This window comes from Azohydromonas lata (assembly GCF_034427735.1).
In the GTDB taxonomy this organism is placed as follows: Bacteria; Pseudomonadota; Gammaproteobacteria; order Burkholderiales; family Burkholderiaceae_C; genus Azohydromonas; species Azohydromonas lata.
In genome coordinates this window covers 1-18964 of sequence record NZ_JAXOJX010000108.1, presented here as the reverse complement: position 1 = coordinate 18964, position 18964 = coordinate 1, and the positions used below count along the sequence as shown (strand labels likewise).

Below are 18964 nucleotides of genomic sequence, written 5' to 3'. Positions count from 1 at the left end.
TCCCGCCCCTGCGCTTCAAGCGCCTCTTGAAAATCACCCCCGGCTAATCGCCACGGCCTGCAACTGGAAGGGCACCGCGGCCGTACGCTCCGGCAAGGCTTCCTCGGGTTCACCGGCGCGGCCGAACAGCAGCCAGGCATGCAGCAGCGTCACGCCTGCCACCGTGAGCAGCAGCGCGACCCGGCGTCGGCGCGGCGCCGACAATGGCAGGTTCCGCAACGGTGACAAGGGCTATGAAACTGGCGACTTACAAGGACGGTTCGCGCGACGGACAGCTCGTCGTGGTGTCGCGCGACCTCACACGCGCGCATTTTGCGACCGGCATCGCCACCCGGCTGCAGCAGGTGCTCGACGACTGGAACTACATGGCGCCGCAACTGCAGCAGCTCTACGAGGCGCTCAACCGCGGCCAGGTGCGCCACGCCTTCGATTTCGACCCGCGCCTGTGCGCCGCCCCGCTGCCCCGCGCTTTTCAACTGGCCTGGGCCACGCGGCCGTCGCCAGTGCGGCCTGAAGCCGAGCCGGACGCCCCCGCCCCGCTGCGCCTGGAGCTGTGCGCGGGCGACGCGCTGCTGGGCCCACGCGACGTGGCCGAGTTCGCCAGCGACGGCTGGGACTTGGACGCCGAAGCCGGCATCGCCGTGGTCACGGGCGACATCGCCGCCGGCACCCCGGCGCTGGAAGCGCTGGAGGGCGTGCGGCTGCTCACGCTCATGAGCCGCTGGCGGCTGCGCGCGCTGGACGCGTCGGACGCTGGCTTCAGCCCGCCACCGGCCCTGGGCCCAGTCGCGGTGACGCCGGACGAGCTGGGCACGGCCTGGGAAGCCGGGCGGCTGCGCGCCGACTTGCAGCTCACCTGGAACCAGCGCCGCCTGGCACGGTGCAACGCCGCCGAGGCCCTGCCCTGGCACTTCGGCCAGGCACTGGCGCGGCTGGCGCACACGCGCATGCTGCAGGCCGGCAGCGTGGTGGGCTGCGCGGCACAGGCCGAGGTGGCGGGCGCGAGCTTCAGCGTGCAGACGCTGCGCGCGCACGAGCCGGCCTCCGGCGACGCCCCCACCGGCGGCTGGCTGCGCCACGGCGACCGGCTGCGGCTGGAGCTGCTGGACGCGCGCGGGCAGGCGCCGCTGGGCGCCATCGAGCAGGCCGTGGCGATTAGCCGGGGGTGATTTTCAAGAGGCGCTTGAAGCGCAGGGGCGGGATTGCGCTGTTCCACAAGGGAATCCGCCCTGCACCAACGCCGGCCCTGCGTGATGCCGATCGAATCGAAGCCCACATCCCGGCATTCGTGGATGCCCGCTTTCGCGGGCATGACGGCGTAGAGGCCGGAGCGTCTTGACTGGCGGGAGGCCGGGTCCCGCCGGCGTTTCCCGGACGGCCGGGCTCCCGCGCAGCGCCGGCCAAAACATTGGACGATGCGCACTTGCCTTCGCTGCCCTCAACGCCACCTCCAGCGCCATGTCCGATTTCCCCCGCTCCCTGAAATTCGCCACCGTCTGGCTGCTCCTGGGCGCGGTGCTGTTCCTGGGCGTGCAGTGGTGGCAGAACCAGCAGCAGCGCACGCGCTTCACGCAGCAGGAGGGCGTGGTGGAGCTGCGCCGCGGGCCGGACGGGCACTACCACTGGCCCGGGCGCATAGGCAACCAGCCGGTGGATTTCCTGGTGGACACCGGCGCCACCAGCAGCGCGCTGCCGCTGGCGCTGGCGCGGCGGCTGGAGCTCGACGAGGTCGGCCGCGTGCGCACGCAGACGGCCGGCGGCGAGGTCATGGGCACGGTGGTGCTGGCCGACGTGGCGCTGGACGGCGGCGTGCAGGTGCAGCGCCTGCGCATGGCCGCCCTGCCGGGGCTGGGCGACCGCCCGCTGCTGGGCATGGACGTGCTGGGCCGGCTGCACTGGCAGCAGCGCCAAGGGGTGCTGCGCATCGAGCTGCAGGGGCGCTGACGGCGCCGCGGCCACGGCCCGCCCCGCGTTGCCTGCGCCACCTTCCTGCTGCGCGATCCGTCATGCCCGGCAGGCACAATCGCCGGTTCGTCGTGGGAGACAAAGACATGGCTGAACAGCCCGATTTTTCCAAGCTCGTTCCGGGATTCGATTTCCTGCAGAAGCTCGTGGGCAGCGCCGGCGCGGCCATGCCGTCCATGGGCCAGTGGGTGGCGCCCACGCTCAACCCCGAGGAGCTGGAAAAGCGCATCAACGAGCTGCGCGCCGTGCAGTTCTGGCTGGAGCAGAACGCCCGCATGCTCGGCGCCACCATCCAGGCCCTGGAAGTGCAGCGCATGACGCTGACCACGCTCAAGACCATGAACGTGCAAATGGGCGACCTGCGCGACGCGCTCACCATCCGCCCCGCCGCCCCCACACCCACCCCCGCGCCGACGCCCACGCCCACGCCCGCCCCCACCGCGGCGCCCAAGGCCGCCGCCGCGGACGGAGCCGCCAAGCCCGCCGCGGGCGTGGTGGACCCGATGCAGTGGTGGACGGCGCTCACGCAGCAGTTCGGCCAGCTCGCCGCCCATGCGCTGCAGGAGGGCGCAGCCGCCGCCGACGCCGCCCGCACCACGCTGGCCAACTCCATGGCCCAGGCCGCGGCCAATGCCAGCGCCGCCGCCGGCACCTCGGCCACGCCAGCCGGCGCAGCCGGCAAGCCCGCCGCCGGTGCGGCCGACACCCCCGAGGCCGCCGACACCCCGGCCACCGCCGCGGCCAAGGCTGCGCGCAAGCGCCCGGCCGCCAAGTGATCCTGCCTGGGCGGCTGCACGGCCCGGGCGCGTTGGGCGCCCGGCTTGCCCGCTGGGCCGCACCGGATCGGCCGTCGTGCCGCGCCGCCGCGTGACAGCGCCGACGGCGCGCCCCCACACTGCACCATGGACACCTTCCTGCACGCCCACGCCACGCACCCCGACTGGCGCTACGCCCTGGAGCTTGCCAACGCGCAGCTGCGCGCGCAGCGGGCGGCGCACCCCAAGGGTCACGGTCCCAACCTGGGCTTCGTCTACTTCAGCGACATCTACGCGCCGCAGGCCGAGGAGCTGCTGCAGGCGCTGCGCCACGACTGGCCCGGCCTGTCCTGGGTGGGCGCCTCCGGCGTGGGCATCAGCGGCAGCGGGGTGGAGTATTTCGACGAGCCCGCGCTGGTGCTCATGCTGGCGCGGCTGCCCGCGGGCAGCTTCCAGGTCTTCTCGGGCACCCGGCCGCTTGGGCTGGACGCGCACACCGCGCTGGTCCACGCCGACCCCTCCACGCCGGACCTGGCCGAGCTGATCGCCGAGATGAGCGAGCGCACGGCGGCCGGCTACCTCTTCGGCGGCCTGGCCTCGGCGCGCGGGCAGTCGCTGCAGATCGCCGACGGCGTGTTCCGCGGCGGGCTCTCCGGCGTGGCCTTCACGTCCGAAGTCGGCCTGATCTCGCGCGTCACCCAGGGCTGCACGCCCGTGGGCCCGGTGCGGCGCGTGACCGCGGCCAACGAGCACCTCGTCCTGGAGCTGGACGGCAAGCCCGCGCTGGATGCGCTGCTGGCCGACACGGGCGTGGACCTCTCGCACCCCACCGTGGCGCTGCCGCGGCTGCGCTCCACGCTGGCCGGCGTGAGCGACGCGCGCGAGGACACGCTTTCGCGCGGCGGCCAGTTCGGCGAGAACACCCGCGTGCGCCACCTCATCGGCCTGGAGCCGGGACGGCGTGGCGTGGCGCTGGCCGAGGCCGTGGAGGTGGGCCAGCAGATCGCCTTCTGCCAGCGCGACGCCGTGGCCGCACGGCGCGACCTGGTGCGCATCTGCGCCGAGATCCGCGAGGAGATCGAGGCCGGCATCGAGGCGCCGGCCGCGCCGCCCCCGGGCGGCGGCGCGGAGCTGGCGGCGGCCTCGCGCATCGCGGGGGCGCTCTACATCAGTTGCGCCGGGCGCGGCGGGCCGCATTTCGGCGCGCCCTCGGCGGAGCTGCAGATCGTCCAGCACGCCCTGGGCGACGTGCCGCTGGCCGGCTTCTTCGCCAGCGGCGAGATCGGCCACCACCACCTCTACGGCTACACCGGCGTGCTGACGGTGTTCACGGCGGCGCAGGGCTGAGCGGCCACATGCGTTGCGGTGCGGCCCAGCGAAGGAATGCCGTCATTGCCGCCAAGGCGCGGGGCTGGCCGGGGAAGGCCGTCATGCCCTGTCAGCCCTGTGGCCAGGGCGCCCCGCCCCCCGATCCGTCATGCCCGCGAAAGCGGGCATCCACGCCTGCCGCGGCGCCGGCATGGCAGCGTTGCCCTTGGGCCGTGCGGTTCGAAGGCCCCACCGCGGCGATCGTGGATGCCCGCTTTCGCGGGCATGACGAAGCAGGGAACGCGGCGGCTTGGCTCACGCGATGCGAAGGCCGCTCGGCGCCCTCTGGACGGCAAGGCGCTTTCCCGCGCATGACGCGCACGCTCCACTCGCCCGGCCAAGGCGCCGGGCGCCGCGGCACCCCGCCTGCACCCCATTCCTGAAGGTCCGCCATGGCCCCGCCGCGCATCCCGCCCATCCACTGCCTGCAGAGCTTCGAGGCGCTGGCGCGGCTGCGCAGCGTGACGCTGGCGGCCGAGGAGCTCAGCGTCACGCCCAGCGCGGTGAGCCACCGCATGCGGCAGCTCGAATCGCACCTGGGCGTGCGCCTGTTCGCCCGCGGCGACTTCACCCTGACCGCCGACGGCGCCGCCTACCTCGGCCACGTGCGCCAGGGCCTGCGCGCGCTGCAGCAGCTCCCGGGCAGCGCCGTGCAGCGCACCGGGGCGCCGGTGCGGCTGCGGCTGGCCGTCACGCCCACCTTCTCGCGCGAAATCCTGCTGCCCAAGCTGGCGCTGTTCCGCCATGCCTACCCGGAAGTGGACCTGATCATGCAGGTCGCCATTCCGCTGCTGGACGTCAAGGCCGAGGAGACCGACCTCGAAATCCGCTACGGCACCGGCCCCTACGCCGACGTGGAGCAGGTGTGCGTGCTGCGCGACGAGGTCTGCCCCGTGTGCAGCCCCGAGTACCTCAACGAGGCCGGGCCCTTCGACGGCTTCGACTCGGCCGAGGTCGTCTCGCGCGCGCGGCTCATACGCAGCCCGCTGGAGCCCTGGGGCACGTGGTTTCGCGCCTGCGGCATCGGGCTGCCCGAGCCGCGCAGCGGCGGCACGCAGTTCAACGACATCGGCTTGATGCTGGACGCCGCGGCGGCCGGCTTCGGCGTGGCACTGGCGCGGCTGCGCCTGGCCAAGACCTGGCTGGACAACGGCCGCCTGGTGCGGCTGTCGGCCCGCAGCGTGCACTCGCCCCAGCACCATTTCCTGTGCTGGAAGCCCGGCACGCTGGAGCGCTGGGAGTGCGCGGCCTTCGTGGAATGGGCCAAGGTCTCGCTCGGGTAGGCCCTCCGAGAAAAGTCGCCGGCGTGACAAAGCTGACGCGTGCCTGACCTGTCTTGAAAAACGCTCATGCCGGATATGAAGAATCTTCATTTCCCGGCCGATAGGCGGTCCTACAGTCGCGCCCCCATGGGGTGGCGACTTGTCCGCCGTCAACGCTTTTCGAGAACTCTTCAGGAGACACGCCATGGTCTGGCAACAGGTCTACGACCCATTCGGCAACATGTTCATCTCCACATTGATGGGAGCCATTCCCGTCGTGGTGATGCTGGCCTGCCTGGGCTTCTTCCACATCAAGGCCCACATCGCCGCGGGATTGGGCCTGCTGTCGGCCTTCATCATTGCCGTGTTCGTGTACGGCATGCCGGCCTCCTTGGCGGGCAACGCGGCCTTCCTGGGCGGCCTCACCGGCCTGCTGCCCATCGGCTGGATCGTCCTGAACATCATCTTCCTGCACCAGCTCACCGAGCAGAACGGCAGCTTCAAGGTCCTGCAGGACTCGATTGCCGGCATCACGCAGGACCGCCGGCTGCAACTGCTGCTGATCGCCTTCGCCTTCGGCGCCTTCTTTGAAGGCGCGGCGGGCTTCGGCACGCCGGTGGCCGTGACGGCCGCCATCCTGATCGGCCTGGGCTTCTCGCCGCTGGCCGCTTCCGGCCTCTCGCTGATCGCCAACACCGCCCCGGTGGCCTACGGCGCGCTGGGCACGCCGGTGATCACGCTGGCGCAGGTGCACGGCTACGACCTGCATGCCGTGTCGTCCATGATCGGCCGCCAGCTGCCCTTCTTCTCGCTGCTGGTGCCCTTCTGGCTGATCTGGGCCTTCGCCGGTCGCAAGGCCATGATGGAAATCTGGCCCGCCATCCTGGTGACGGGCGCGAGCTTCGCGCTGTCGCAGTTCGTGGTGTCCAACTACATCGGCGTGGAGCTGGTGGACGTGATCGCCGCCATCGTCTCCATGGTGGCGCTGGTGAGCTTCCTGCGCGTGTGGCAGCCCAAGAAGATCTGGACCTCCGTGTCGCTCAAGGGCCATGACAAGGATGGCGGCGAGGCCAAGGCGCCCATGCCCGTGGTCAAGCACCCCATCGGCGACGTGATCCGCGCCTGGACGCCCTGGGCCATCCTGACCATCTTCGTGTTCATCTGGGGCCTGCCGGAAGTCAAGAAGTACTTCAACGGCATCTACGCGCCCAAGTTCCCGATCGAGGGCCTGCACAACCTGGTGGAGAAGGTGCCGCCGGTCGTCCCGACGCCCCACAAGGAAGCCGCGATCTACACGCTGAACCTGCTGTCGGCCACCGGCACGGGCATCCTGCTGGCGGCCATCGTGGGCGGCCTGATCATGAAGTACAGCCCCGTGGCGCTGGTGAAGTCCTTCTTCCGCACCATCTGGCTGGTCCGCTACTCGCTGCTGACCATCGTGCTGATGTTGGCCCTGGGCACGCTCACGCGCTTCTCCGGCACCGACACCACGCTGGGCCTGGCCTTCGCCAACACCGGCTGGATGTACCCCTTCTTCGGCACGCTGATGGGCTGGCTGGGCGTGGCGCTGACGGGCTCGGACACCGCCTCCAACGTGCTCTTCGGCGGCATGCAGAAGGTGGCGGCCGAGCAGCTGGGCCTGTCGGCCAACCTGATGGGCGCGGCCAACAGCTCCGGCGGCGTCATGGGCAAGATGATCGACGCACAATCCATCGTCGTTGCCTCCACCGCCACGCGCTGGTTCAACCACGAGGGCGACATCCTGCGCTACGTCTTCTTCCACTCGGTGGCCCTGGCCTGCCTGGTGGGCATCTTCGTGACGATGCAGGCCTACGTCTGGCCCTTCACGCTGATGGTGGTCAAGTAATCACCTGACGCTTGCAGACCGGCCCCAAGGGGCCGGTTTTTCATTCAGCCCCCCGCTTGCAATCCATTACAGGAGGCCGTCCATGAACGCTTCCCAAGACCTGCCGTCCGCAGCCGAGCGCGCCCAACGCCGCGCGCAGGTGGTGGCCGCGCTGCAGGCCGCCGTCCCGGCGCACGCGCTGCTGTGGCGCGACGAAGAAACCACGCCCTACGAGTGCGACGGCCTCACCGCCTACCGGCAGTCGCCGCTGGTGGTGGCGCTGCCCGAGACCGAGGAACAGGTCGCGGCCGTGCTGCGCGCGTGCCACCAGCTCAACGTGCCGGTGGTCGCGCGCGGCGCGGGCACGGGCCTGTCGGGCGGCGCCATGCCGCACGCCCTGGGCGTGACGCTGTCGCTGGCCAAGTTCAACAAGATCCTCAAGGTCGATCCGGTCAGCCGCACCGCCGTCGTGCAGTGCGGCGTGCGCAACCTCGCCATCAGCGAGGCCGCCGCGCCCTACGGCCTCTACTACGCCCCCGACCCCAGCAGCCAGATCGCCTGCACCATCGGCGGCAACGTCGCCGAGAACTCCGGCGGCGTGCACTGCCTGAAGTACGGGCTGACGGTGCACAACGTGCTCAAGGTGCGCGGCTTCACGGTGGAAGGCGAGGCGGTGGAGTTCGGCTCCGACGCGCTGGACGCCGCCGGGCTGGACCTGCTCACGGTGCTGGTGGGCAGCGAAGGCATGCTGGCCGTGGTGACCGAGGTGACGGTCAAGCTGGTCCCGAAGCCGCAACTGGCGCGCTGCATCATGGCCAGCTTCGACGACATGCGCAAAGCCGGCGACGCCGTGGCCAGCATCATCGCCGCGGGCATCATCCCCGCCGGGCTGGAAATGATGGACAAGCCCATGACGGCGGCGGTCGAAGACTTCGTCCACGCCGGCTACGACCTCACGGCCGAAGCCATCCTGCTGTGCGAGAGCGACGGCACGCCGGAAGAGGTCGAGGAGGAAATCGGCCGCATGGTGGCGGTGCTCGAAGGCTGCGGCGCCATCGGCATCACCGTCAGCCGCGACGAGGCGCAGCGTTTGAAATTCTGGAGCGGGCGCAAGAACGCCTTCCCGGCCTCGGGGCGCATCAGCCCCGACTACATGTGCATGGACTCGACCATCCCGCGCAAGCGCCTGGCCGACATCCTGCTGGCCATCCAGGAGATGGAAAAGAAGTACCAGCTGCGCTGCGCCAACGTGTTCCATGCGGGCGACGGCAACCTGCACCCGCTCATCCTGTTCGATGCCAACGACCCCGACGAGCTGCACCGCTGCGAGCAGTTCGGCGCCGACATCCTGGAGACCAGCGTCGCCATGGGCGGCACGGTGACGGGCGAGCACGGCGTGGGCGTGGAAAAGCTCAACTCCATGTGCGTGCAGTTCAGCCCGGCCGAGCTGGAGCAGATGCTGGCGCTGAAGTCCGCCTTCGACCCCGCCGGCACGCTCAACCCCGGCAAGGCCGTGCCCAGCAAGCACCGCTGTGCCGAATACGGAAAGATGCATGTGCGCAAGGGCCTGCTGCCCTTCCCCGAGCTGGAGCGCTTCTGACATGAACGCATTCAACAACCCCGGGGCGCAGGACCCCGTGCTGGCGCGCCTGATTGACCAGGTGATGACCGCCCGCGCCGCCCAGGGCGCTTTCGAGATCCGCGGCCACGGCAGCAAGCGCTTCTATGGCGAGCTGCCGCGCGGCGAGGTGCTGGACACGCGGGTGCTCACGGGCATCAGCAGCTACGAGCCCACCGAGCTGGTCGTGACCGTGCGCGCCGGCACGCCGCTGCAGGAGCTGGAAGCCGCGCTGGCGGCGCAAGGCCAGTACCTGGCCTTCGAGCCGCCGCGCTTCCAGGGCGAGGGCGGCACCGGCACCGTGGGCGGCATGGTCGCCGCGGGCCTGGCCGGCCCCTCGCGCGCGGCCGTGGGCAGCGTGCGCGACTACGTGCTGGGCGCCACCATGCTCACCGGCAAGGGCGAAGTGGTGAGCTTCGGCGGCCAGGTGATGAAGAACGTGGCGGGCTACGACGTGGCGCGCATGCTGGCCGGCTCCATGGGCTTCCTGGGCCTGATCTGCGAGGTGAGCCTCAAGGTGCTGCCCATGCCCGTGGCCACGCGCACTCTGCGCTTTGCCGTGGACCAGGCGCAGGCGCTGAAGCGGCTGAACGCCTGGGGCGGCCAGCCGCTGCCCGTGAACGCCAGCGCCTGGTGGAACAACACGCTGGTGGTGCGCCTGTCCGGCGCGCGCGCCGCGGTGGACGCCGCCACGGCCGGCCTGGGCGGCGAGGTGCTGGACGACGCGGCGGCGGCCGCCTTCTGGCTGGGCCTGCGCGACCAGCGCGACGACTTCTTCCAGCTCGCCCACACGGCGGTGCTGCAGGGCGGCGGCCGGGCGCTGTGGCGCCTGTCGGTGCCGCAAGTGGCCGCGCCGCTGGACGAGCTGGGCGGCAACCAACTCGTCGAGTGGGGTGGCGCGCAGCGCTGGCTGCTCACCGAGACTCCGGCCGCGCAGGTGCGCGACGCCGCGCGCCGCGCCGGCGGCCACGCCGTGCTGTTCGCGGCGCAGGACAAGTCCGCGGGCGTGCTGGCCCCGCTGTCGGCGCCGCTGGCGCGCATCCACAAGCAGCTCAAAACCGCATTCGACCCGGACCGGGTGTTCAACCCCGGCCGCCTCTACGCGGATCTCTGAATCCGAGACTCCCCGATGCAAACCAATCTCGCTCCCGAGTTCCACGACACGCCGGAAGGCCAGGAAGCCGAAGCGATCCTGCGCAAGTGCGTGCACTGCGGCTTCTGCACCGCGACCTGTCCGACCTACCAGATCCTGGGCGACGAGCTGGACGGCCCGCGCGGGCGCATCTACCTGATGAAGCAGGTGCTCGAAGGCGCCGAGCCCACGCGCGCCACGCAGTTGCACCTGGACCGCTGCCTGACCTGCCGCAACTGCGAAAGCACCTGCCCCTCCGGCGTGAGCTACGGGGCGCTGGCCGACATCGGCCGCAACATCGTCGAGAAGAAGGTGCAGCGCCCGGCCGGCGAGCGCGCCAAGCGCTGGCTGCTCAAGGAGGGCCTGACCTCGCCGCTGTTCGCCCCGGCCCTGAAGCTGGGCCAGGCGCTGCGCCCGCTGGTGCCGGCCAGCCTGCGCGAGAAGGTGCCTGAGAAGACGCCGCCGCGCGCCCACGAGTGGCCCAAGCGGGAGCACGCCCGCAAGGTGCTGATGCTCGCGGGCTGCGTGCAGCCCGCCATGGCGCCCAACATCAACGCCGCCACGGCGCGGGTGCTGGACGCCGCGGGCATCCAGGTGCTCACCTCGCCCAAGGCCGGCTGCTGCGGCGCGATCCGCTCGCACCTGTCGGACCACGAGGGCGGCCTGGACGACATGCGCCGCAACGTGGACGCCTGGACGCCGCTGCTGGACCAGGTGGAGGCCATCGTCATGAACGCCTCCGGCTGCGGCGTGATGGTCAAGGACTACGGCAAGGCCCTCAAGCACGACCCGGCCTATGCCGCGCGCGCCGCGCGCATCTCGGCGCTGACCAAGGACTTGTCCGAGCTGCTGCCGGACCTGGTGCCGCTGCTGGCGCCCAAGCTCGCGGGCAAGGTGCCGCAGCCGGACGTGCCGGCCGGCGCCGTGCCGCGCAAGCTGACCTTCCATCCGCCGTGCACGCTGCAGCACGGGCAGCAACTGCGCGGCGGCGTGGAGTCGGGGCTGCGGGCGCTGGGCTTCGAGGTGAGCCTGGCCGTGGGCGAGGCGCACCTGTGCTGCGGCTCGGCGGGCACGTACTCGGTGCTGCAGCCGGAGCTGTCGCACCAGCTGCGCGACCGCAAGCTGGGCCAGCTGCTGCCCACGCAGCCGGACTGCATCGTCTCGGCCAACGTGGGCTGCATCCAGCACCTGCAAAGCGGCACCGGCACGCCGGTGCGGCATTGGGTGGAGGTGGTGGACGAGGCGCTGGCGCGCTGAAGCGGCGGCGCCGGCTTTTTCAAGCCTGGCTTGAAGCCGCCTGCGCGGATGGCCGCTTGAAGCCGCGGTCATCCGCATGAACGAAGAAGGGCCGGGGCGCTGCCGCCGGCCCTTTTGCTTTTGGGGCAAGGGCCGCTCGAAACCGATGCCGCTCAGGCCGGACCACCAGGTACTGCGGCAGCGGCAGCAGCAGCAGCGGCGACACGAAAACCAGGCCCCACATCAGCCCCGTGCGGCCAGGGCGGACAGCGTTCCACTCCACATGCGTGGATTGCCGATGGCGGGAACAAGCCTGCCCCAAAGCGCGGGACGCACAAATTTTTTCCAGGCTTTCGCTTCGCGCAAACTCTTTGTGGTGTCCTATTTGCTCATGCGCGGGCCCATGCGTTCCCGTGCATACCGCAACGCCATGACATGAAGCCCGCTGCCTCCCCTTCCACCGCCGCGGTCTGGCCGCCGCTGCTGCTGGTGGGCGGCCTGCTGGCCTGCGTGGGTCTTGGGCTGTGGCAGCAGCGGGCCAACGAGGCGGCGGTGCACCAGGAACTGGCGCAGACGGCCGAACGCACGGCCGAGCGGCTGCGCCGGCGCATGCAGCTCTACGAAAACGGGCTGCTGGCCACGCGCAGCGCCGTCATCACGGCCGGGAGTTCGGTGGCGGAGATCACGCACGAGCAGTTCCACCGCTACGGGCGCTCGCTGGACCTGCCGCGGCAGTTCCCGGGCCTCAGCGGCGTGAGCTTCATACGCCGCGTGCCGGTGGCGCAGGAGGCGGCCTTCGTGGCCGGCATGCGGCGCGAGGGGTTCAGCGATTTCCGCATCCGCCAGGTCGGCCCAAACGCGGGCGAGCGCTTCGTCATCCAGTACATGGAGCCGGGAAACAACCCCACCGTGCTTGGGCTGGACGTCGCCTCCGACCCGGCGCGGCGCGGCGCGGCGCTGGCGTCCATGCGCAGCGGCGAGCCGCGCCTGAGCGCCCCTTTCGCACCGGAGGACGACCCCGCGCAGCACCTGCACGCCTTCGCCCTCATGGTGCCCGTGTACCGCGACATCGCCACGCCGGCGCCCGCGCTGCGCGAGGCCGACACCGTGGGCTGGGCCAACGTGCGGCTGCTGATGGACGAGGTGCTGCGCGACTTCGACCGCGAGGGCGGCGCCTTCGCCCTGGCGCTGGCCGACGCCACGCCGCCGGGCAACCCGGTGCGTCTTTTCACCTCGCCGGACTGGACCGAGCCCGCGGCGGGCGTGCCGCAGCAGCAGGTGGCGCTGCAGCTCTACGGGCGCACCTGGCAGGTGGAGCTGCGGGCGCTGGCGCCGCTGGTGCAGCGGCTGCGGTTGCGCGACCCGCTGGCGCTGGCGCTGCGCGGCGGCGCCGTGGCGGCGCTGCTGTCGCTGCTGCTGCACGTGGTGCTGCACTCGGCGCAGCAGCGGCGCACGGCGCAGGCGCGCATCGCGGAGCTCAACGCCACGCTGGAGCAGCAGGTCGGCCGCCGCACGGCGGAGCTGCGCGCCATCCTGGACAGCGCGGCCAGCGCCATCATCGCCACCGACATGGAAAGCCGGGTGATCGCCTTCAACCCCGCGGCCGAAGCCATGCTGGGCCTGAGCGCCGAGCAGGCGTTTGGACGCTCCATGCTGGACTTCCACGAGCCCGCCGAGCTGCACGAGCGCCTGCAGTGGCTGCCGGCCGAGATGCGCGGCCAAGCCTCGGCCCTGCTGCCGCAGGCGCTGCACACCCTGCCCCCAGGCGCGACGGCACGCGCCGGCGAGCGCAGCGAGTGGACCTACGTGCGCGCCGACGGCACGCGCTTTCCCGGGCTGCTGAGCCTGAGCCCGCTGCGCGACGACCTGGGCCAGCCGCACGGCTTCCTGGCCGTGATCGTGGACCTGAGCGAGCGCAAGACCCTGGAACGCGCGCTGGAGCAGCGCACCTTGCAGGCCGAAGCCGCCAACCAGGCCAAGAGCGCCTTCCTGGCGCACATGAGCCACGAGTTCCACACGCCGCTCAATGCCGTCATCGGCCTGAGCCAGTTGCTTGGAAAAATGGACTTGCCCGCCAAGGCCCACGAGTTCGCGCAGCTCATCTGGCAGGCCGGCGACGAGCTGCTGGCGCTCACCGACGACGTGCTGGACCTCTCGCACCTGCAGGCCGGCGAGCTGCGGCTGGACGCCCGGCTCTTCGAGCCCGCGGCGCTGCTGGACGACGTGCTGACCTACATGAGCCCGCTGGCGGCGCAAAAGGGCTTGCAACTGCGCTGGGACATCGCGGCCGAGCTGCCGCCCAAGCTGCGCGGCGACCCGCTGCGCCTGAAGCAGGTGCTCTTGAAACTGCTGGGCAACGCGGTGAAGTTCACCGGGCAAGGCAGCGTGTCGCTGCGCGTGGCGGTGGCCGCGCGCGAGCCGGGCCGGGTGCGGCTGCTCATGGAGGTGAGCGACACCGGCCCGGGCATAGAGCCGCAGGCGCGCCAGCGCATCTTCGACGCCTTCGCGCAGGGCGACGCCTCCAGCACGCGGCGCTTCGGCGGCACGGGCTCCGGCCTGCCCATCGTCCGCCACCTCGTGGCGCTCATGGGCGGCGAGCTGACGCTGCACAGCGACCCCGGACAGGGCAGCCGCTTCGGGGTGGCGGTGGATCTGGAGGAACCCGCCCTGGACACCGGCTGAGGGGCCGGCGGTCCCGCGGCGGGGCCTCAGTGCCCTGGGCGGCGGCTCACAACTTGGGAATGCGCACCGTCTTGCTGATCATCAGCGAGCCCGACAGGACGAACAGCAGCGAGAGCGGGTGCAGCACCCAGGGGCCGAGCTGCCAGGCGCCCAGCCACAGGTCGTCGCCCAAGCGGTCCTGCCAGGCGGCCAGGGCCAGCACGGCGGTGAGCAGCACGCTGGTCGGGATGGGCGTGCCCTCGAAGTACTTCACCTTGTCGCCGCCTTCGGACAGCGTCTCGGCCGTCACGTTGTAGCGGGCCAGGCGGCTCACGCCGCAGCAGACGAAGTAGATCAGCGCGGCCACGTCCCAGCCGCCGTCCATGCCCGCGGCGTGCGCCAGCACCGCCGGGGCCACGCCGAAGGAAACGATGTCGGCCAGCGAGTCCAGCTCGCGCCCAAGCGCCGAGGCCTGGCGGCGCCAGCGCGCCACGCGGCCGTCGAGCACGTCGAAGGCCAGCGCCAGCGGCGCCATGGCCGCGGCCAGCAGGAAGCGCCCCGTGTCCGGATCGGCCATGTAGCCCATGGCCAGCAGCACCCCGGCCATGCCGCAGGCCGCGTTGCCCAGGGTGAAGAAATCCGCCAGCGCGAAGCCGCGGAGCATGGAGAAGTGGCGCGCGGGGCGCGTGGTCGTGGTCATGTGTTTCAACCTCCGTCGATCTGGCTGCTGCAGGGCATGCTGCTTGCCTGCCTGCAGGCCAGGAGACCGTCATGAGTTCGAGCACGAGACATGCCCTGCCGGCGCGCGGCGCCGCCCAACGATCCACGGCCCTGGCCGGCGCCACGCTGGCGGCGGCCCTGCTGGCCGGCTGCGCCACGGGGCCGGACGCCACGTGGTCCGACCCGCAACTGGCCGCACGGCCGCTGCAGGGCGCACGCGTGATGGTCGTGTGCGAGGCCGTGGACACCACGCTGCAGCAGGTGTGCATGGACCGCATGGTCGACGAGGCCACCGCGCGCGGCCTCACCCCGGTGCGCGCCACGCAGCCGCCGCCCTCCGGCCGCGTGGGCCAGGGGGCGGACGCCTACTTGGGCGCGGCGCGCGCGGCCGGCGCCACGGCGCTGCTGCTGACCTCGGTGACGCCGGACAACTCGCGCGTGTACCAGCCCTCGCCCTTCTCGCTGGGCATAGGCGGCTTCAGCTTCGGCGGGCATTCCGGCGCGGGCGTGGGCGTGTCGGTGCCCATCGGCGGCGGCGGCATGGCCTCCAGCCCCGGTTATGCGGCCAACAGCAGCTTCTCCGACACCGGCAACGGCCGGCTGCTGTGGTCGGCCCGCACCAGCACCACCACCACCGACTTCAACGCCGGCATGCAGACCATGTCGCGCACGCTGCTGGAGGCAGCGGAGAAGGCGGGAGTGTTCTAGGAAGTTTCAAAAGCTTGAGGGCTTGAGGGCTCCAAGCAGCGTGACCGAAGCGAAGCTGCCAATGCCGGCCGGAGACAAAGGCGCAGCGCACCCTTACCCGTCATTCCCGCGAAGGCGGGAATCCAGGCGGCCCCACGCCAGAACGCAGAGGCCCCGTAGGAAAGCCGCGGCTTTCTCCCCGGTACGCCGACTCATGAGCTGCCGGCTGACTTGGGGGCCGCCTGGATTCCCGCCTTCGTGGGAATGACGAAGTAGTGGGCGCAACGCGTCGGCTGACGGGATACCGCCATTCGCCAACGTTTTTTTGCCCAGCCCAGCCCAACCCAGCCACCCGCGTTACACCCTCACCCCCTCCTCGCCCTACCCACCCAACCCCTACCGAGCCCCTACACACCACCCACCCGCCCCCCCAGCCGACCCCACAGCCCCCGGCGCCCTTCTCCGCGCCCCGGGCCGCGGCCTAAGCTGCCCGCGCACGGACGACAGATCCCGCAGGAGACCGGCCATGAGCTTCATCCTCGCCCTGGACCAGGGCACTTCCAGCTCGCGCAGCATCGTCTTCGACGGCGCGGGCCGCGTGGTGGCGCAGGCGCAGCGCGAGCTGCGGCAGCGTTTTCCGCAGCCGGGCTGGGTGGAGCACGACCCCATGGAAATCTGGCGCTCGCAGCTCGACACCGCGCGCCAGGCGCTGGCCCAGGCCGGCATCGCGGCGCGCGACGTCAAGACCCTAGGCATCGCCAACCAGCGCGAAACCACGCTGCTGTGGGAGCGCACCACGGGGCGTCCCATCCACCACGCCATCGTCTGGCAGGACCGCCGGGGCGAGCCGCTGTGCGCCCAGCTGCGCGCGCGGGGGCTGGAGGCGCTGGTGAGCGAGCGCACCGGGCTGGTGGTGGACAGCTACTTCTCCGCCACCAAGATCCGCTGGTTGCTGGACAACGTGCCCGGCGCGCGCGAGGCCGCGCAGCGCGGCGAGCTGGCCTTCGGCACCGTGGACACCTGGCTGCTGTGGCAGCTCACGGGCGGACGGGTGCACGCCACCGACGCCAGCAACGCCTCGCGCAGCATGCTTTACGACATCGCCCGCCAGCGCTGGGACGAGGATCTGCTCGCCGCGCTGGACATTCCCGCCTCGCTGCTGCCGCAGGTGCACGCCTCCAGCCACCACTTCGGCGACACGGACGCGGCCCTGTTGGGCGTCTCGCTGCCCGTGTGCGGCATGGCCGGCGACCAGCAGGCCGCCCTCTTCGGCCAGGCCTGCGTGGCGCCGGGCATGGCCAAGAACACCTACGGCACGGGCTGCTTTTTGCTCATGCACACCGGCAACCGGCTGCTGCGCTCGCGCAACGGGCTGCTGTGCACCGCCGCGGCGCAGCCCGGCGCGGCGGCGCAGTACGCGCTGGAGGGCAGCGTGTTCGTGGGCGGCGCGGTGGTGCAGTGGCTGCGCGACGGGCTGCAGTCCATACGCGCCAGCTCCGAGGTGCAGGCCCTGGCCGAGAGCGTGCCCGACAGCGGCGGGGTGATGTTCGTGCCCGCCTTCACGGGCCTGGGCGCGCCGTACTGGAGGGCCGATGCGCGCGGCGCCATCCTGGGCCTCACGCGCGGCAGCACCGCGGGCCACGTGGCGCGTGCGGCGATCGAGAGCATCGCCTTCCAGAGCGCCGCGCTGCTGCAGGCCATGAGCCGCGACGCGCAGGAAGGCGGCGGCGCCCCGGTGAGCGAGCTGCGCGTGGACGGCGGCGCCTGCGTCAACGATTTGCTGATGCAGTTCCAGGCCGACCTGCTGGGCATTCCCGTGCTGCGCCCGCGCGTGACGGAGACCACCGCCCTGGGCGCGGCCTACCTCGCGGGCCTGGCGGCCGGCGTGTGGCAGGTGCTGGACGAGCTGGCCTCGCAGTGGCAGGCCGAGCGCGTGTTCACGCCCACCATGGACCGCGACCGCGCCCAGGAGCTGATGGCGCGCTGGGAACGCGCGGTGCGGCAGACGGTGGCGGCGTAGCGCCGCGCGGGGCGGCCGGCGCTGCTGTTGCGATTGCCGCCGCTGCCGCCGCATTTGGCGAACGCGGGCGGCGGGCCGTCGCAAGGCGGCTGCGGGGCCACGGAGGCCTCCGCAGCATGTGGGCCGTCTCCTCCACGCACAGGCCCGCGACATGAACGCCCTCACCCGCCGCCGTTTTGCCCATTCCTGCCTTGGCCTCTTGGTGGTCGCCGCTGCTGCCGCGCTGCCCGGCGTGGCGCTGGCCGCGCCGGTGAACGAGGCCGATTTCGAGGCCGCCTGGAGCCTCTTCGACCGCGCCGCCGCCGGCGACGGCAGCCGCACCGACGAGGCAGCGAGCCGCTTCGAACGGATGGCCCAGGCCGACCCGTCGGACCTGGTGCTGCAGGCCTACGCCGGCGCGGCGCTGACGCTGCGGGGCCGCGACGCCTGGCTGCCGTGGCGAAAGATGGCCCACACCGAGGACGGCCTGGTGCGGCTGGACAAGGCGCTGGCGCAACTGCAGCCCGCGCATGACAAGCCGCTGCACCGCGGCACGCCGGCCAGCCTGGAGGTGCGCTTCGTCGCCGCCAGTGTGTTCCTGGGCATGCCGGGCTTCTTCAACCGCGGCCCGCGCGGCGAGCAGTTGCTGGCCGAGGTGGTGAGCAGCCCGCTGCTGGCCGCCTCGCCCGCGCCCTTCCAGGGCGTGGTGCTGATGCGCGCGGGGCAGCAGGCGCTCAAGGCCGGCAAGCCGGCCGAGGCGCGGCGCCATTTCGAAGCCGTGCTGGCGCGCAACGCGCCGCAGGCGGCGGCGGCGCGGGCGGCGCTGCAGGGGATGGCGGGCTTGTGACGACGGGCTCACGCGCTTGATGCGCGTCCATCGTTCGCTGTGGTGCCCATCGGCTCCTCACTTCATGGCGGGCATCGTTCAGATTTCTGAACGATGCGGCCTGCGGTTTGCGGGCTGGGACCAGCGCCGCAGCGGCAGGTGTTAGACCGTCTAACACCGTGGTCAAGGGGCGTCCGGGTAGACCGTTGGCGCGCGCCGGTCTCCCGCCAGCGCGGGCATTACGGCGTAGTAGGCGAGGCGGCTTGGCTAACGACTAACGGCTGCGGCTGCCGCCAGCCCTCACGTCCCGTCAACCCACGGCACCGCCCCGCGCCCCTCACCGCCTGCACTTCCCCGACGCCTCGGCTGCCACCCAGAACGGCAGGCTCAGCAGACCGGCGCCGCCGCCGAAGAACTCGCCCTTGAGGCAGTCGCCGCGGGCGGCGCGCGCCACGTCGCGGCCCAGCCGCTCTTCGGCCGACAGCGGTTTCGGCGCGCCAGCCGCCGCATCGCTCAGCGCCCGCGCGGAGGAGCCCACCGCCACCGCCCGCAAGGCCCGGCGCGAGGCGGGCGTGTCCAACAGCGAAGCAGCGCCCGCGCCCTCCGTCGCAGCAGCCGCCGCTGTCGCCTCCTCGCCTCGCGTGGAGGCTTCACCCCGCGCCGGCGCCACGGCCGGCGGCGCGGGCGCGTCGGCCACGGGGGCCTCTGCACGGCGCGTGGACGCGTCGGCGGCGGCGCCTTCTCCACGGCGTGTGGACGTGTCAGCCGCGGCGCCCTCCCCGTGGCGCGCCAAAACGTCCACCCCCTCGCCCGCGTCGCGGCGCAGGGCCCGGCCGGCGCTGCGCTCCGCAAGCCGCGAGGGCAGCGGGACCGCTGTCTCTTATACACA

16 protein-coding genes are annotated in these 18964 nt (G+C 72.0%); 13 read left to right on the top strand and 3 right to left on the bottom strand.

The annotated features are described in order from the left end of the window. Window positions 1–33 precede the first annotated feature (33 nt). Window positions 34–204, bottom strand: coding sequence for a hypothetical protein (locus tag SM757_RS32645; protein WP_322468529.1), 171 nt, complete (start codon window positions 202–204; stop codon window positions 34–36). A 29-nt stretch (window positions 205–233) separates the two neighbouring features. Here SM757_RS32645 and SM757_RS32640 point away from each other — a divergent pair, with 29 nt between their 5' ends. From SM757_RS32640 to SM757_RS32595, 10 genes are all read left to right on the top strand, one after another. After that, the gene (locus tag SM757_RS32640) at window positions 234–1169 is read left to right on the top strand and encodes a fumarylacetoacetate hydrolase family protein (protein ID WP_322468528.1); all 936 of its coding nucleotides are present in this window, start codon (window positions 234–236) and stop codon (window positions 1167–1169) included. Between the two features lie 289 nt (window positions 1170–1458). Continuing rightward, complete coding sequence (locus SM757_RS32635; RefSeq protein WP_322468527.1) at window positions 1459–1944, top strand: retropepsin-like aspartic protease family protein; 486 nt, start codon at window positions 1459–1461, stop codon at window positions 1942–1944. Window positions 1945–2051: 107 nt separating this feature from the next. Continuing rightward, on the top strand, window positions 2052–2741 hold the full coding sequence (locus tag SM757_RS32630; protein ID WP_322468526.1) for a PhaM family polyhydroxyalkanoate granule multifunctional regulatory protein: 690 nt from the start codon (window positions 2052–2054) through the stop codon (window positions 2739–2741). Window positions 2742–2867: 126 nt separating this feature from the next. Further along, window positions 2868–4067: an FIST signal transduction protein gene (locus tag SM757_RS32625; RefSeq protein WP_066340977.1), complete on the top strand. Its 1200-nt coding sequence runs from the start codon at window positions 2868–2870 to the stop codon at window positions 4065–4067. Between the two features lie 413 nt (window positions 4068–4480). Further along, entirely contained in the window at window positions 4481–5371 is an 891-nt protein-coding gene (locus tag SM757_RS32620; RefSeq protein ID WP_066340975.1) for a LysR substrate-binding domain-containing protein, read from the top strand. Between the two features lie 184 nt (window positions 5372–5555). Continuing rightward, a complete protein-coding gene (locus SM757_RS32615) occupies window positions 5556–7217 on the top strand; it encodes an L-lactate permease (RefSeq protein ID WP_066340973.1) in 1662 nt (553 codons plus the stop codon). A gap of 82 nt (window positions 7218–7299) precedes the next feature. Further along, on the top strand, window positions 7300–8796 hold the full coding sequence (locus SM757_RS32610; RefSeq protein ID WP_322468525.1) for an FAD-linked oxidase C-terminal domain-containing protein: 1497 nt from the start codon (window positions 7300–7302) through the stop codon (window positions 8794–8796). A 1-nt stretch (window position 8797) separates the two neighbouring features. Continuing rightward, complete coding sequence (gene glcE / locus SM757_RS32605) at window positions 8798–9928, top strand: glycolate oxidase subunit GlcE (RefSeq protein ID WP_322468524.1); 1131 nt, start codon at window positions 8798–8800, stop codon at window positions 9926–9928. 15 nt (window positions 9929–9943) lie between these two features. After that, the gene (gene glcF / locus SM757_RS32600; protein WP_322468523.1) at window positions 9944–11203 is read left to right on the top strand and encodes a glycolate oxidase subunit GlcF; all 1260 of its coding nucleotides are present in this window, start codon (window positions 9944–9946) and stop codon (window positions 11201–11203) included. Window positions 11204–11617: 414 nt separating this feature from the next. Then, on the top strand, window positions 11618–13864 hold the full coding sequence (locus SM757_RS32595; RefSeq protein WP_322468522.1) for a sensor histidine kinase: 2247 nt from the start codon (window positions 11618–11620) through the stop codon (window positions 13862–13864). A gap of 46 nt (window positions 13865–13910) precedes the next feature. Here SM757_RS32595 and SM757_RS32590 read toward each other — a convergent pair whose 3' ends face one another. After that, on the bottom strand, window positions 13911–14543 hold the full coding sequence (locus SM757_RS32590) for a CDP-alcohol phosphatidyltransferase family protein (protein WP_066340964.1): 633 nt from the start codon (window positions 14541–14543) through the stop codon (window positions 13911–13913). Between the two features lie 71 nt (window positions 14544–14614). Between SM757_RS32590 and SM757_RS32585 the strand changes: the two genes are divergently transcribed. The 3 genes from SM757_RS32585 to SM757_RS32575 all read left to right on the top strand — a co-directional run bounded on the left by SM757_RS32585 (window position 14615) and on the right by SM757_RS32575 (window position 18096). Beyond that, window positions 14615–15271 carry a hypothetical protein gene (locus SM757_RS32585; protein ID WP_322468521.1) on the top strand — a complete coding sequence of 219 codons (657 nt, stop codon included), beginning with the start codon at window positions 14615–14617 and terminating at the stop codon, window positions 15269–15271. A 505-nt stretch (window positions 15272–15776) separates the two neighbouring features. After that, window positions 15777–17270, top strand: coding sequence for a glycerol kinase GlpK (gene glpK / locus SM757_RS32580; RefSeq protein WP_322468520.1), 1494 nt, complete (start codon window positions 15777–15779; stop codon window positions 17268–17270). Between the two features lie 151 nt (window positions 17271–17421). Further along, a complete protein-coding gene (locus SM757_RS32575; RefSeq protein WP_322468519.1) occupies window positions 17422–18096 on the top strand; it encodes a hypothetical protein in 675 nt (224 codons plus the stop codon). Between the two features lie 316 nt (window positions 18097–18412). On the opposite strand, the gene SM757_RS32570 is transcribed toward SM757_RS32575, so the two are convergent. Beyond that, window positions 18413–18877 carry a hypothetical protein gene (locus SM757_RS32570; protein WP_322468518.1) on the bottom strand — a complete coding sequence of 155 codons (465 nt, stop codon included), beginning with the start codon at window positions 18875–18877 and terminating at the stop codon, window positions 18413–18415. Between the last annotated feature and the right edge of the window lie 87 nt (window positions 18878–18964).